14 protein-coding genes are annotated in these 16403 nt (G+C 37.7%); all 14 read right to left on the bottom strand.

Annotated features, from left to right (window positions below):
* Positions 1-342: 342 nt before the first annotated feature.
* The 14 genes from D9780_RS20680 to D9780_RS20615 all read right to left on the bottom strand — a co-directional run bounded on the left by D9780_RS20680 (position 343) and on the right by D9780_RS20615 (position 16145).
* Positions 343-1377 (bottom strand): L-threonylcarbamoyladenylate synthase, encoded by a 1035-nt coding sequence (locus D9780_RS20680; protein ID WP_121641366.1) that lies wholly within the window; start codon positions 1375-1377, stop codon positions 343-345.
* Between the two features lie 510 nt (positions 1378-1887).
* Positions 1888-2289 (bottom strand): GNAT family N-acetyltransferase, encoded by a 402-nt coding sequence (locus D9780_RS20675; RefSeq protein ID WP_073009234.1) that lies wholly within the window; start codon positions 2287-2289, stop codon positions 1888-1890.
* 69 nt (positions 2290-2358) lie between these two features.
* Positions 2359-3000 carry a stage II sporulation protein R gene (gene spoIIR / locus D9780_RS20670; protein ID WP_121641365.1) on the bottom strand — a complete coding sequence of 214 codons (642 nt, stop codon included), beginning with the start codon at positions 2998-3000 and terminating at the stop codon, positions 2359-2361.
* A gap of 63 nt (positions 3001-3063) precedes the next feature.
* Complete coding sequence (gene prmC, locus D9780_RS20665; protein WP_121641364.1) at positions 3064-3930, bottom strand: peptide chain release factor N(5)-glutamine methyltransferase; 867 nt, start codon at positions 3928-3930, stop codon at positions 3064-3066.
* A 1-nt stretch (position 3931) separates the two neighbouring features.
* Complete coding sequence (prfA, locus tag D9780_RS20660) at positions 3932-5002, bottom strand: peptide chain release factor 1 (protein ID WP_073009225.1); 1071 nt, start codon at positions 5000-5002, stop codon at positions 3932-3934.
* 156 nt (positions 5003-5158) lie between these two features.
* Positions 5159-5782: a thymidine kinase gene (locus D9780_RS20655; protein WP_121641363.1), complete on the bottom strand. Its 624-nt coding sequence runs from the start codon at positions 5780-5782 to the stop codon at positions 5159-5161.
* Positions 5783-6140: 358 nt separating this feature from the next.
* A complete protein-coding gene (locus D9780_RS20650; RefSeq protein WP_073009220.1) occupies positions 6141-6386 on the bottom strand; it encodes a type B 50S ribosomal protein L31 in 246 nt (81 codons plus the stop codon).
* Between the two features lie 319 nt (positions 6387-6705).
* Positions 6706-7989 (bottom strand): transcription termination factor Rho, encoded by a 1284-nt coding sequence (rho, locus tag D9780_RS20645; RefSeq protein ID WP_073009217.1) that lies wholly within the window; start codon positions 7987-7989, stop codon positions 6706-6708.
* A gap of 1341 nt (positions 7990-9330) precedes the next feature.
* Entirely contained in the window at positions 9331-10296 is a 966-nt protein-coding gene (gene glpX, locus D9780_RS20640; protein ID WP_073009214.1) for a class II fructose-bisphosphatase, read from the bottom strand.
* A 250-nt stretch (positions 10297-10546) separates the two neighbouring features.
* The gene (locus D9780_RS20635) at positions 10547-11833 is read right to left on the bottom strand and encodes a UDP-N-acetylglucosamine 1-carboxyvinyltransferase (RefSeq protein ID WP_121641362.1); all 1287 of its coding nucleotides are present in this window, start codon (positions 11831-11833) and stop codon (positions 10547-10549) included.
* A gap of 126 nt (positions 11834-11959) precedes the next feature.
* Complete coding sequence (gene fsa / locus D9780_RS20630) at positions 11960-12601, bottom strand: fructose-6-phosphate aldolase (protein ID WP_121641361.1); 642 nt, start codon at positions 12599-12601, stop codon at positions 11960-11962.
* A 104-nt stretch (positions 12602-12705) separates the two neighbouring features.
* Positions 12706-13563: a class II fructose-bisphosphate aldolase gene (locus D9780_RS20625; protein WP_073009206.1), complete on the bottom strand. Its 858-nt coding sequence runs from the start codon at positions 13561-13563 to the stop codon at positions 12706-12708.
* A 99-nt stretch (positions 13564-13662) separates the two neighbouring features.
* Positions 13663-14022, bottom strand: coding sequence for a response regulator (locus D9780_RS20620; protein ID WP_073009203.1), 360 nt, complete (start codon positions 14020-14022; stop codon positions 13663-13665).
* 515 nt (positions 14023-14537) lie between these two features.
* The gene (locus D9780_RS20615) at positions 14538-16145 is read right to left on the bottom strand and encodes a CTP synthase (RefSeq protein ID WP_121641360.1); all 1608 of its coding nucleotides are present in this window, start codon (positions 16143-16145) and stop codon (positions 14538-14540) included.
* Between the last annotated feature and the right edge of the window lie 258 nt (positions 16146-16403).

Here is a 16403-nt window from a genome sequence, read left to right as displayed (position 1 = left end):
TAGTTAAACAAATATAAAAAATACAAATACAACACTTTGAGAAGTAGCTTCTCAAAGTGTTGTAAAAACCTCTACTTTTTATGGAATTTCGCATGTTTTCTCATTGCAGGAACCAGTAGAAAAAACCATCCCTATCTTAGATGACAGACTCAATAATGGTTCAAAAACCTTACATACATATTCTGTTGATGCTGTTTATACCATTCTCTCATTTGTTAGTTGATATTATAATCGAATCCATCTGTCTTTCCGACATGGAACATCTACACCTTATGATGAAAAGGGCAAGTTACCCTTTCCCTCGTTTATTTCAAAATCCGCTGGAACTTATTATGGTAACAACTACAATGCAATAATACGACTAGCTGCTTTCGTTAAGCGGTTCATTACTGCTTGTCCAATACCTTGTTCGGGAAAAGACTCACAAAGAATAATATCAACTTCCCCTAATTTAAAGGTACGTAATGCGTCATATAAATTGGCAGCTACTTGCTCCATTGTATTTCCTAGCTTTATAATTTCTTCTACCTGCAGCTTTTCAACGGTACCGTCTTTCCCCATAACACCAACTCTTTTTCCTTCCATTTGTAAACGATAAATCATACTCTGCAAGTTTTCGCTAGCCCCAGGAACAATCCATAGCGGAACTTCCGGGGAATAATGCCGATATTTCATCCCCGGAGATTTTGGTTGTTCATTTTCATTTTTTACTGCTAGTCCAGGATCAACCATCACAGCCCCCGCTACTTTTTCAATTTGCTCTTTCGTGATACCACCCGGTCGTAAAATAACCGGAATATCCTGCGTGCAATCAATGACAGTTGATTCCAATCCAACACCAGTAGCCCCACCGTCCAAAATTCCAGCAATCTTATCACTTAAATCATGCCATACATGTTGAGCGCTAGTTGGGCTAGGCCTTCCCGATATATTGGCACTTGGTGCAGCAATTGGCAACTGACATGCGGATAGCAATTGATGAGCAACTGGATGACTCGGGATCCGGACACCGACAGTATTTAAACCTGCAGTTACAGCAGCAGAACACACATCATTACTCGGTAAGACGAACGTAATTGGCCCTGGCGTATAAGCAGCTAATAGTTTATCTACATAAGCAGGCCAATAACGCACTAAATTTTCCATTTGCAAAGCATCGGCCACGTGAACAATTAGCGGATTATCCTGCGGACGCCCTTTTGCGTGAAATATTTTCTGTACTGCTTGCTCATTTGTAGCATTAGCTCCTAAACCATACACAGTCTCTGTTGGAAAAGCTACAATTTCGCCTTGTTGCAGTAACTGACTCGCTTCGATTATCGACACTTGTTGTTCTCTTTTAGTCATTTTAGATATATTCCAATACTTCGTTTTCATTTTCAGTTACCTCTTTTCTACTAACATTATTTTAGTAGATCAAGACGGGTTGCGCAATGAAAGCAAACAGAGTTACTATTATTTTGATACTTGATTACTAAGGACACATTTCATAATCGCTTCGACAACAATGGGAGTAATTCAAATCGAAGAGCATTTGCCGCGATTCAGTACAAAGAGGCTAGGGAGAGAGAAGGTTTTTCATTCCAATACAGGAAAGTATGAGATGCTTTTGGTTTATAACAAAAACAAAGGCTTCGGCCATATGACTTGATGACATGTCAAGTTTTTTCAAGAATAAGATGGAAATTATCGTCACTTTTTCTACATTAAAATCCTGTGGATAACTAATAAACAACATATCCACAAGCCTTACATTTATAAACCTTTATTATAAGGATTTTTTTACATTTATACACATTTTCCACAACAAACTTAAATGTTATCCACAAAAACAGTGGATAACATTGTTAGTAACTTAATTTTTTGGCAATTTATTTTAAATAAACATCACGAAACATGATACAACCACCAATTACCATCTTTTTGATCAATTTTATTAACAAAAGCTCTTTCTTTCTGTGGATGAAACTGCAAGGCTTCAAGTAAAATATCCACAACTGGTTGATGACTATGCACATAAACTCTTTTTGCATGCTGTTGTTTAGCCATTGTTAAAATGGATTCCAATAATACTGGAAGGACAGCTGCTTCAGTTTGTGTAATATATAGCTGTTTTAACCAATACGTTCCTTCTTCCATTTCCTCAAGCATAAAACAGCCTTCTATCTTTCCTTTTATCTCAACAACATACCCTTTTTGTAATAAACTACACTTATTCATATGTGGATTACTTTGTAAAAAGTAGTCTAACTTTTCCTGCGATACTTTGTTAGCCTGAATTAAATTCATTTCTACTCACCCCTATTACGTTTTAATAGTTTTGCTTATATAAATATAGTATATGCACAGACAACGAAATTATGACCAGCCTAACCATTCAAACAAGAAAAAGCTCACTTCCGTGTCCGCATCATCTTCGTCTTCTTCTCGCTCCAATTCTTTCTCTTCTTCTGTGTCTTCTGCCGTTTCAGCTGATACGGCGCTCGTTCCGTTAGAAAAATCTAGAAAACAGAGAGGAGGAAATAAAACACACCACCAATTGTCACCTTTCCCTTCTCCAATTGTAATTAAAACTGCTTCATATTCACCTGCAGGATATAAAAATTCACCATATATTTTCGTTGGAAAGGAAACATTTTTATCGTAAGACACTTCATAACTTTGTTTTACATCCGCTTCTTTGAGCACGGAACCTACAATCTGATTTAATTCTGGTATACGTTTTTCTATTAAACTTCTAGCCTGCTCAATATCTGTAATATCCTCTACCCATTTCGTAATCTCTTTATTCACTTGATCGCGTATACTTCTTTTTAATTCTTGATCTGCTTCACTATCACTATTAGCTAATATACGTAAACGGATCGCTTCATCCGGAATGACTTGATATTCATCTTGATTCTTAAGTGCTGTTTCCCCTGATTTTTGGCTTATCACTTGCCCAGGAATAATTAATAATCCAATAAATAATATAACAACAAAAAATACTAGCTTTCTCATCACCGTCTTCCCCCTTTGTATTCTTCATTATGTACAAAGGTCGATGATTTTAAACTAGTATTCTTAAATATTATTATTTACAATGACCATCCGATCTTTTCCATTGATGTCTTGTAACACCTGCGGATAGCTGCCAGGGTACACATGCTTCATTAATGCAGCTACAGCTTCCCCTTGTTGATAGCCTATTTCAAAAGCAACCAAACTAGGTTTCTCTGGCAATTTTATCATTTGGTCAGCGATTTTTTTATAAGCAGCTAATCCATTTTGTTCTGCAAACAAAGCTAAATGAGGATCAAAGTTTTTCACTGTATCTGCCATAAAAGAAATATCATCCCTCGCAATATACGGAGGATTACAAACCAATACATCCATAGAAATATTTTGCTCTAGTATTGGTACTAAAAAATCGCCAGCAGTAAATACAACAGCAGCTTGATGTCGGCTCGCATTTTCCTTCGCTATTTTTAAAGCTTGGTCCGAGATATCTGTAGCGTAAACCATCGTCTTAGGCATCTCTAAAGCGAGTGTTATGGCAATTATGCCACTTCCTGTACCTACATCAACAATAGTCGGGCACTTATTCACAAAGTGATCGTTTACATGTTGAATAACCTGCTGCACGAGCTCCTCGGTTTCTGGCCTCGGAATAAGTACATCTTCGTTTACCTTAAATTCCCGTCCGTAAAACGAAGCGTACCCTACCAAATGCTGTACTGGTACCCCCGTTGAAGCATGTTGTTTAATAGCTGCCATATACGGTGTAAGCACTTCGTCTGGAACAAGCTGTTGCATATTCATGTAAAATTTAGTAGCGGTTACCTGTAGAAAATGTTGTAGCAAAATAACGGCAACATTTTTTTCTCGACCGTGTTCCTCTAAAAAAAGGGAAGCCCATTGGAGGACTTCGTATTGTTTCTTCATTTCCATATTATTCACCAATTTGTTCCAGTTTTTTCGTTTGCTCTTCTATAATTAATGCTTCAATAATTTCATCTAATTTCCCTTCTAGAATTTGATCTAGTTTCTGAATAGTTAAACCAATCCGATGATCGGTTACACGATTTTGCGGAAAATTATAGGTGCGAATACGCTCTGATCGATCTCCAGTTCCTACTGCAGATTTACGATTTTCATCGTATTCAGCTTGAGCTTCTTGTTGATACATATCATATATTCTAGCTCGCAGCACCTTCATTGCTTTTTCTTTATTTTTAATTTGCGATTTCTCATCTTGAATGGAAACTACGATGCCTGTTGGCACATGCGTTAAACGAACAGCTGACATCGTTGTGTTAACACTTTGACCACCTGGTCCACTAGAGGCAAAGGTATCCACACGTATATCCTTTTCATGAATATCCACTTCTACTTCTTCAGCCTCAGGCAGTACAGCTACTGTCGCCGTTGATGTATGAATTCTTCCGCCTGATTCCGTCTCAGGAACACGCTGAACACGATGGGCGCCGTTTTCATATTTCAAACGAGAGTAAGCACCTTTACCGTTAATCATAAAGATAATTTCTTTGTATCCACCTACACCAGTTGTGTGAGCTTCCATGACTTCTAGTTTCCACCCATAAGTCTCGGCGTAACGGGAATACATCCGATATAAGTCTCCTGCAAATAATGCCGCTTCGTCTCCACCGGCAGCTCCGCGTATTTCCATAAATACGTTTTTATCGTCATTTGGATCTTTTGGTAATAGTAAAACTTTTAACTTCTCTTCCAATTGTTGTTTATTTTCTGTAAGTTCGTTAATTTCAAGTTTTACCATTTCTTCCATTTCTTCATCTAGCTCGTCTTCTTGCATTTCTTTTGCGTCTTTTAACTGCTGTACGACATCTTTATATTCTCGATAAACTTGAACAACATCTTCTAAGCTTGATTGTTCTTTGGAATATTCTCGAAGCTTTGTCGCATCGCTAATTACTTCCGGATCACTTAGCCATTCATTTAATTTATTGTAACGATCTTCTAAAGATTGTAAACGATCTAACATCACGGCCACCTCTTTCTAATTAACAGTATAATTATAGTATACTCCTGTTATTAGGTCAAAATCGGTGTGGATTAAAGACAAGAACTTCTTTAAAACACCTCTAAATTCGTGTTCAGGTTGTGCTAATCTTATTTTATACGAGATAAAAAAATCCGCTTATCTGGACATTTTTGTTAAACATATGTTGGTTGTTGCTTTATTCGGTTTATTTGGTACTTCATGGTGATGGCGGCATCTTGGCTCATAAGATTCAGAAGCGCCAACTAATATAATTGGATCATCATAAGAAGCTGGTTGCCCGTTGATTAAACGTTGTGTTCTACTTGCTGGAGAACCACAAATGGGACAAATAGCATTCAACTTCGTGACGGACTCGCTTAACGCCATTAATTGCGGCATAGAACCAAATGGCTCCCCACGAAAATCCGTGTCTAAACCAGCGACTACAACCCGTATACCAGCATCCGCTAATTGTTCTACAATAGTAACAATGGACGCATCAAAAAATTGCGCTTCATCAATACCAACAATATCCACATGTTCATTTATATGTTCAAGCAAATCTGTTACACCTTTAATTGGTCGAGCGATTATCGACGTTCCATTGTGAGATACGACTGCTTCTTTTTCATAACGGTCATCTAGAGATGGCTTAAATACTCTTACAGTTAAATTAGCGTATGTAGCACGTCGGACCCGGCGAATCAATTCCTCTGATTTACCTGAAAACATGCTCCCACAAATCAATTCTACCCAGCCACTTTGTTTCATTACATACATACGTCTTGTCCCCCACTTTTCCATTTTCGTTTATTTCCATTTTGCTTATCCGTTCGTTTTTCTATACATGCTTCACTTTTTATAAACATACAACGACTTGCAGTTCATTTACAAATTTCCATGGTGAAAACTGTAGTTTTGCTTAGAATGTTATATGTTTCTATAAGTATTAGAAAGACTTGGCTTGTTTCCCAATCTTATGGCGAGAGCCGTAGTTTTTTCTTATACTATAATCCTTAGAAATGTTATCTGTCTCTATAGTATAAAGTAAAAAAACAGGCAAAGTTGGACATTTTGCCTGTTTTATACACTATTGTAAATAGATGATTCGTGTTCGGAACTTCTTGCGTTCCAACAATTACTTCATATTATATTTTTTCTTAAAGCGATCCACTCGGCCACCGACTTTATCAGCTTTTTGCTTACCAGTGTAAAATGGATGTGATTCTGAGCTGATCTCCACACGAATTAATGGGTACGTATTCCCATCTTCCCACTCAATTGTTTCATTGGATGATTTTGTAGATCCACTTAAAAATTTAAAGTCGGAACTCGTATCAAGAAAAACTACTTTTTGGTACTCTGGATGAATATCCTTTTTCATGTTTTCCACTCCTTTTTGCCCTGAATCCTTTGGAGACAGAGTTATTGTAAGAGCCCTCATAGGTAAAATACCTGATCTAAACTCACATAAAAAGATTATAACAGGATGATTTCTATAATGCAATAGTAGGCTCTACCTAATCGGGGTTAGAAAAATCTTGGCTTAGCGTCATGTGTCTATAGGGAAAGCTGTAGTTTTCTTGACATGGAAAGACGTATTAGCAAATCCCAATGCAAGCAATGACTGTATTCTTATATAGGATAAATCTAATTTTATACTTGGCTAAAGTGTAAAAAGTGTGGCAAGCTTAGATTATTCTTTAAGAACGTTTCATGCGACGTCGTTTCATCTCTTCATCCATCATTTGGAAAAATTCCTCATTATTTTTTGAAGCTCTTAATCTACGTAAGAAGCGTTCCAGAAAATCATTAGAATCTTGCATTGTTTTGCGAATGGCCCACATTTTATCCAAGTGCGATTTGTTAACAAGTAATTCTTCTTTTCTAGTTCCAGACCGTAAAATGTCAATCGCAGGAAATATACGACGCTGAGCCAAATGACGATCTAAGTGTAATTCCATATTACCGGTTCCTTTAAATTCCTCATAAATCACATCATCCATGCGTGAGCCTGTATCGATCAATGCTGTCGCTAATACTGTGAAGCTTCCACCCTCTTCAATATTACGGGCAGCTCCAAAAAATCGTTTTGGACGATGAAACGCAGCAGGATCAATACCGCCTGATAACGTACGTCCACTAGGCGGAATAACGAGGTTATAAGCGCGCGCCAAACGAGTAATACTGTCCATTAAGACGATAACATCTCGCTTATGCTCCACTAAACGCATTGCCCGTTCTAATACAAGCTCCGATACTTTAATATGACTCTCCGGCACTTCATCAAATGTCGAACTGACAACATCCACATCAGGATGTACAGAGCGCTCAATGTCTGTTACTTCTTCAGGGCGCTCATCTACTAAAAGAATAATTAATTTCGCATCTGGATGATTTTCCGAAATGCTGTTGGCAATCTCTTTTAATAAAGTTGTCTTCCCAGCTTTAGGTGGAGCAACAATTAGTCCACGCTGTCCGTAACCTACAGGTGTCATTAAATCAATAATGCGTGTTGATATTTCATTTGATTTCGTTTCTAGCTTCATGAAGCGATCTGGGTATAATGCCGTTAGCGCTGGGAAATGCACACGTTCTTTCGCTGTTTCTGGGTCATCTCCATTGACAGCATCTACATGTAATAGACCATAATATCTTTCGTTTTCTTTAGGAGGTCGAACCTTCCCAGATACTTTATCACCATTACGTAAATCAAAGCGCCTAATTTGCGAAGCCGAAATATAAATATCTTCAGCACTTGGTGAATAGTTAATCGGTCTTAGAAAGCCAAAGCCTTCGGAAGGAATAATTTCTAATATCCCATCCATAAAGAGGTAGCCATCTTTTTCCGCTTGCGCTTTTAAAATTGCAAAAATTAGTTCTTTTTTCGTTAACTTTGCATAATAAGAGATTTTATACTCTCTTGCTAATTGGTAAATCTCCTTTAATGTTAACGTCTCCAAACGGGAGATAGTTAGTCCTGCCATAAAATCACCTTACCTATAAAATTTTACTTTCTTTATTGAAAAACTTGGCTATTTGCTTCTTGATGACAAAAATGTGGCCAATTTCTTTGTCGTATAAAACCTAAAAAATTTGACTTGTTGACACGTCTTCCAAGCAGAAAAAGCTGCTATTTTTACTATAAACCAAAAAAATCTTAAACTTTCCTATAATAAAAAAGATATATTTGGTTTTACTAGTCAATCTACTAAATGATACGAGGATCACGCACAAAAAGACGATGTAAGATCGTATTTTCTTCTTTAAAAGCTGTTCATCTGGAATTACATATAAGGTAAAATCCCAGTCCAATTTTTCTTCATTTCTAATAGTTTTTAGTTTAATTGCTGTAATAGTTATTCCTACTTAGTTGTAAAGCAATCGTTTTTACATCGTCTTTTCCTTAGAAAGTGTAAAAGGCAACTGCATTAATTGAAAAATTCAGTTTATGCGCAAGTACGCCAGACATGTATTTTAACTGAGATGACCTTTTCCCTTAAGTAACCTTATTCATACTTTATGCTTCATGTAGAATGCAGCCTGTATCAACTACCTAGTGTGTTCCTGATACTTGAGAAATGTAGCATGAGATAAACATGACTGACACCAAGCCTTGATGTCAATAGTTACCGTTTTTCCTATACTTTAAAACTGCTAGAAATTTTGATACTTTCCTAATAGCACAAGAAATCAAATAGAATTTTTCACTTCTTTATTGGAAAGCCTGTCTTCGAAGAAATGAAGATATTTTGTAGGGAAGCTAGATTCGAAGTTCAACATAACACATAAATTATAAACATATACCATCTTACTCTTTTAACATGCAAAATTCAACCGTATAACGCTATTTAATTCCACAAATTATATTAGGTTCATTTTAGCATATGTGAAGGAATCTTGAAATAAAACAGAATTGATAAAATGCAAGACAATTCAAAGCGGGGTATTCCTCGTAATGGTTGACATTAAAACATAAACTACGACGAAATCTATGAAGAAATTATCTTTCTCCTCACCTGTTATCCACAATCATCTTATAAAATCTTTTATAATACTTAGGCTAAATCTAATCTTCTACGGAAACTTGCGCTTTTCTCATACGATTATCGCCCACTCTTTATGGTAAATTCGCCCATAGTGTAAAGAAAAGGAAGCTGGTGTGCGTAGCTTCCTTGTTACATAACAGTGAAAAGATAAGGAGCGAGCTACCCCGTTTAGAGTTTTCCTTAGTTTCGATCTCGAAGTAGAAATCAGCTCGCTCCTTGCAAGCTTTGTAATAAAATATATGTTCTATTCATTCCCCATTATGAAGTGAAGTATACCTGTTATTTTATAACGAAATCTGGTTTTTTCTGCAAGCTATGTGTACCATCAATAAAGCGAACGGTTCCACTTTTTGCTCGCATAACTACTGTTTCAGTAGTAGCATTCGTTCCTTTAAATTGAACGCCTTTTAATAATTCTCCATCTGTAACTCCAGTAGCAGCAAAAATGGCGTCATCCCCGCTACAAAAATCATTCATATACAATACTTTATTAATATCCCTAATACCCATTTTCGAGCAACGATCGGATTCTTCTTTATTTGCAGGAACCAACTTACCTTGTATTTCTCCCCCCAAGCATTTAAGAGCAGCAGCTGCAATAACACCTTCTGGAGCTCCGCCAATTCCTAATAAAATATCCACTCCAGTTTCATCAAAAGCTGTATTAATAGCTCCTGCAACATCACCATTTGAAATTAGTTTAATGCGAGCGCCAGCCTCGCGGATTTCCTCAATTAATTTATGGTGACGTGGGCGATCCAAAACAGTTACTACTACATCTTCTACCGCTTTATTTTTTGCTTTAGCAACGGCTTGTAGATTATCAAATGTAGAAGCATTAATATCAATTGTACCAACTGCTTCAGGGCCTACTGCGATTTTATCCATATACATATCTGGTGCATGTAATAATGTTCCTTTATCTGCTATTGCAATTACAGAAAGTGCATTCCAAGAGCCGTTTGCCACGATACTCGTTCCTTCTAGAGGATCAACAGCCACATCAACCCCTGGTCCATTGCCTGTACCGAGCTTTTCTCCAATATATAGCATAGGTGCTTCGTCCATCTCTCCTTCGCCAATGACGACCGTACCTTGCATTGGAATTGTATCAAAAACAGCACGCATAGCGGTTGTCGCTGCATCATCTGCTTCTTCTTTCTTACCTCTTCCCATCCAACGTGCTGATTTTAAAGCTGCGGCTTCCGTAACTCTTACTAATTCCATTGATAAGCTTCTTTCCAAAGTTAACCTCTCCCTTTTGTAAACTGTCCTCATCCCAAGAAGAAGTTTGACAAAAGCATTCTCTCTTTAACAAGCTGATTTCTTCTTAAATCATCTTTACACAACTAGTATACGACATATGATTTATAGATGAAACTATTCAACTGCATTATATAACTTAACTATCCTATTAGAAAAGCTTAATTATCCATATATACGCCGTCGTTTTGCTTCATAAACCTAAAATTATATGCTTTTCTATCGTATGACGTTACGAATTTTGTAGTTCTTCAACTTCTTCCTGCGTCATCGTATCGCGCCAAATTTTTGCACCTAAGTTCGTCAGTTTTTCTGTAATCTTTTCGTACCCGCGATCGATATGATCCAATCCCGTTATTTCAGTAATTCCCTCAGCCATTAAGCCGGCAATAATTAATGCTGCTCCAGCACGAAGGTCCGTAGCATTCACTTTAGCACCTTGTAATTGCACAGGGCCTGACACAATGGCAGATCCACCTTCCACTTTAATGGAAGCATTCATTCTGCGTAACTCGTCAATATGCTTCAATCTTGCCGTATAAATCGTATCTGTAACAACTCCAGTACTTTCTGCTTTTGTTAGCAGCGTTGTAAACGGTTGCTGTAGATCTGTAGGAAAGCCAGGATATACGAGTGTTTTTATATCTACACTTTTAAAAGGTTGCTTTGGCGCAATAAATAGTTGCTCATTATTTTCCTCGATAGGAACGCCCATTTCCCGCATCTTTGCTAATAGTGACTCCAAATGTGGAGGAATGACATTATCAATTGTTACTTCTTTTCCCATAGCAGCAGCTGCTATAGCAAATGTTCCTGCTTCAATGCGGTCCGGAATAATCGTATGACGGCAGCCGTTTAAATGAGGAACGCCTTCTATGCGAATCACATCCGTACCAACGCCTTTAATCTTTGCACCCATATTTGTAAGCAAAGTGGCTACATCAATAATCTCAGGCTCTTTAGCTGCATTTTCTATAATGGTCTTTCCTTTTGCTTTTACAGCAGCAAGCATAATATTGATCGTTGCCCCAACGCTAACAACATCTAGGTATATACGTGCACCGGTCAATTCCTTCGCACGCAAATATATTGCTCCCTGTTCATTCGTAACTTCTGCTCCAAGTGCTTCAAAACCTTTAATATGCTGGTCAATAGGTCGAGGCCCTAAAAAACAGCCACCAGGTAACCCAATAACCGCTTTTTTAAATTTCCCAAGCATTGCACCCATAAAATAATACGATGCTCTTAGTTTTTTCACTTTTCCATTTGGCAGCGGCATCGCTATCATCTTAGAAGGATCAATGTGCACGGTTTGTCCATCCCAGGAAACCGAACCTCCAATTTCCTCTAGTAAATCCCCTAATGTGTACACATCAGATATTTGCGGAAGTCCTTCTATCGTCACGTCAGAGTCAGCCAATATAGCAGCAGGTAATAATGCGACAGCACTGTTTTTCGCTCCACTTATACGAACTTTGCCATTTAAAAAATGACCACCTTCAACGAACATTTTTTGCATGTAAAAACCTCACTTAAGCAAGGAACATGCGAGCGCATATCCATGCGCCCACATTTACTTGCAATCTTTATTGCAGTAAACACTGCCTTGTCTCTTAGGTTGTACAACATTTCCAATTATATGCAACTATTTTTGTTTATTCCAATCAGCCAAAAACTTTTCAATTCCTTGATCTGTTAATGGATGTGACACGAGTTGCTGAAGTACTTTAAATGGAATAGTAGCTATATGTGCACCGTTCTGTGCAGCATCTATAACATGTAAAGGATGGCGAATTGATGCAGCAATAATTTCAGTGTGAATGCTATGCTTCCTAAAAATATCAGCGATCGTTTCAATTAGATCCATTCCGTTATGCCCAATATCATCGAGGCGACCAAGAAAAGGAGACACATAAGTTGCACCAGCACGAGCAGCAAGCAAAGCTTGATTTGCATTAAAAATAAGTGTAACGTTCGTCTTAATGTTTAAATCACTGAATGCTTTCACTGCCTTTAAGCCTTCTAGTGTCATGGGAACCTTCACTGTAATATTAGGAGCTATAGCTACAAGCTCTTTTCCCTCTCGTATCATGCCCTCTGCATCTTCTGCAATTACTTCGGCACTAACCGAGCCAGACACTTCATTCGTTATCTCTTGCAGACGATCATGAAAAGATACACCTTCTTTTGCTACAAGACTAGGGTTTGTGGTTACCCCATCTAGAACACCAAGTGCATTTGCTTCACGAATTTCATCAATATTAGCTGTATCAATAAAGAATTTCATAAATTCCTGCCCCCTTCACATATTGTATAAAAAACTTAGCTTGTTTTTAAAGCAATCTATCTTCATATTATAAAGCATGAGCTTGTATAAGATAAGAAATACGTTTATGCTTTTTGTGATGAACCAAATTCACGCATTTTACCAATAACTGTTTCTTTAATCGCATCTTTACCAGGTCCTAAGTATTTACGTGGATCATATAGATCAGGGTTTTCGTTCAAAACTTCACGTACCTTATTCGCTTGAGCGATTTGATTTTCTGTATTTACATTAATTTTAGCAGTTCCAAGTGAAACAGCGCGTTGAATATCTTTTGTAGGAATACCTGTACCTCCGTGAAGTACTAAAGGAAGTTCTACTGTATTTAAAATTTCTTCCATTTCTTTGAAGCCAAGGTTTGGTTCCCCTTTATAAGGACCATGAACAGAACCAAGTGCAGGAGCTAAACAGTCAATACCTGTTGCATCAACCAATTTTTTACACTCTTTTGGATCTGCATAAATAACTCCATCGGCAACTACATCGTCTTCTTGTCCACCGACAGTACCTAGTTCAGCTTCCACAGACACACCATGAATGTGAGCTAATTCCACGACTTTTTTCGTAACAGCTATATTTTCTTCTAATGGATCATGAGACGCATCAATCATAACAGAAGTGAAACCAGCATGAATTGCTTCCGCACACTTCGCAAAGCTTGAACCGTGATCTAAATGTATCGCAACAGGTACAGTTGTGCCATATGCTTCCATTAGTGATTTCACCATTGCAACAACAACATTAAAACCACCCATATATCTTGCAGCACCTTCAGAAACCCCGATAATAACAGGAGATTTTTCCTCTTCTGCAGCTTGCAAAATGGCTTGACCGTACTCTAGGTTATTTAAGTTAAATTGACCAACTGCATAACCATTTTCTTTTCCTTTTTCTAACATTTCTTTCATTGATACTAATGGCATGTATATCCTCCTCTAGATGAACATTACACCTATGTCAAAATAAATTACATTAATAGAATACCAACAACTACACAAAGTCGCAACAATACGCTTGTGAAATTATTTCAAAATGGAGTGAACCAATTCGCAAACTTCCTTAATATTAAATGGTTTACTAAGAATGGTTACAATATTATTACAATCTTCTTTTTCTCGAACAATACCTTCTGTCATACCAGTCATGACAATTACAGGGATTTGATTGTTTGGCTTTTCCAACTGCTTTACTACTTCAAATGCATTGAATATCGGTAATTGATAATCCATCAACACTAAATGATAAACGGAAGTATTCATCTTTTCTAGCCCTTCTTTTCCGGTGCTAGCAGTTTCCACATGATATCCTTCTTCCGTTAGTATATCCGTTAATAGCATACAGATACCTGGCTGATCATCAACAACAAGGATTGTTTTTTTCACTATTAACTTCCCCTTTCCAAATCATTTGCCCCCAACAATACTATTCTCTATTACATAACAGATATCCTGCTGCATTGGCTGTTTATCTTAGAGAAACTTGGCTTGTCGCCAAGTCCTATGGCGAAATCTGTAGTTTTTCAATTTTATACTTTTCTATCGTATAAATAAAATAAGAACAAAGGCTCGGGGCGCCCGGTTAGCAACGTAGCGAGTGGAACGAAGCAACTGAAGTTTTAGGAATCATGCTCCTGCAACAGGAGTATGCCGGCGCCCTCCGGCAAACCCGTCTTTAGTCGGCCTTCCTATTTAGAACGAACCGACGATGACTTATCTTAGAGCAATGGAATGAAGTCGCCTAGTTGCTAGGCGCTTGCGTCGGAAGTGGCTAAATAACTTAGCAAGTTTATCCACAGCTGCTAAATTTTATAATTTCCAATTTCCTAGACCATAAAAAAGGGAGCCGCCTACCTTCATCCCGACTCCCGTTTCTAACATATCCCTTATTCATAAATTCCTTATGCTTTCTGAAAATCAACTGCCGCTCCAACAAAGCCTTTAAATAAAGCTTGCGCTCGAGTCGGTCGCGATGTAAATTCTGGATGAAATTGACTCGCTACAAACCAAGGATGATCTGCAATTTCAATCGTTTCTACTAAACGACCATCAGGGCTTGTGCCAGAAAATACAAAACCGTATTCTTCCATTTGCTCACGGTAAACATTATTAAATTCATAACGATGACGGTGGCGTTCTTCAATATAATCAGCACCATTATAAGCGGCTTTCACTTTTGTACCGTCTTTTAGTTTGCAAGGGTAAATACCAAGTCTCAATGTGCCCCCAAGGTCCGAGATGTCTTTTTGCTCTGGAAGCAAATCAATAATCGGGTATGCTGTGTCAGGATCAATTTCTGAAGAGTGCGCACCATAAAGACCTACAACATTGCGAGCAAACTCTACAGTAGCTAATTGCATACCTAAACAAATGCCTAGGAACGGAATTTTATTTTCACGTGCGTATTGAATAGCTGTGATTTTCCCTTCAATACCCCGATCACCAAATCCTCCAGGTACTAAAATCCCATCTACATGCTGTAATTGTTCATGAATCGTTTTCTCATCGAGCAACTCCGAATTCACCCAATGTACACGAATATCAGCATCATACATAAATCCAGCATGCTTCAATGCTTCTACTACAGATAAATAGGCATCAGGAAGCTCCACATATTTCCCCACTAAAGCTATATCTACTGTTTTGGATAGATGACGCACTTTGTTTAGAAGCTCCAGCCACTCTTCCATATCTGCTTCCTTGCAGTCTAGCCCAAAATGATTACAAGTGAGCTCATCTAATCGCTGCTCTTGTAAAGCAATCGGTACTTGATACAATGTATCTGCATCTAACATTTCTATAACAGCTTTTTCATTTATATCACAAAACAAAGCTATCTTTTCTTTCATTTCTTTACTAATCGCTTGTTCGGTTCGTAACACGATAACGTCTGGCTGAATTCCTAATGAACGTAATTCTTTAACACTGTGTTGTGTGGGTTTTGTTTTCATTTCACCAGCAGCTTGAATATAAGGAACAAGGGTACAATGCAAATACATAACGCTGTCCCTGCCTACATCTTTTTTAATTTGGCGAATAGCTTCTAAAAAAGGTAATGATTCAATATCACCAACGGTGCCGCCAATCTCCGTTATAACAATGTCTGCTCCTGTCGCTTCACCCGCACGGAATACTTGTTCTTTTATTTCGTTCGTAATATGTGGAATAACTTGAACTGTTCCACCTAAATAGTCTCCACGTCGTTCTTTGCGAATGACACTTGAATACACTTTACCCGTTGTAATATTGCTATATTTATTTAGATTAATATCGATAAAGCGTTCGTAGTGACCTAAATCTAAGTCTGTCTCCGCACCATCTTCTGTCACATAAACTTCTCCATGTTGATAAGGACTCATCGTTCCAGGGTCAACATTAATATAAGGGTCAAATTTTTGGATCGTTACTTGTAAACCACGATTTTTTAATAACCTTCCTAATGAAGCAGCTGTAATTCCTTTTCCTAAAGAGGATACAACTCCTCCAGTTACAAAAATATACTTGGTCATCTTTTCTTTCCCTCTTTCTCTATATTGTGAAATGCGATAATGAAAACTTTATTCAGTAAGCTAATTGCTTACTGGATGCCTAAGTACCACATAGGTATATAACGTAAAGATTCTTACATGAATCTATCGCTTAGGAGCTATTTTCTCTCACTTAACTTGTTTCGCATGCGTAACAACCAGCATAAAACTCTAGCAAAAACAATAAAAGCGTCTCCCCAATCAACCGAGGAAACGCTTTGTCAATTAAAATAAAAGAGC

Origin of the sequence: Virgibacillus sp. Bac330, from assembly GCF_003667845.1 — a bacterium.
In the GTDB taxonomy this organism is placed as follows: domain Bacteria; phylum Bacillota; class Bacilli; order Bacillales; family Amphibacillaceae; genus Virgibacillus; species Virgibacillus chiguensis.
Note: the sequence above shows the minus strand (reverse complement) of the source record. Positions and strands in the feature narration are given on the sequence as shown.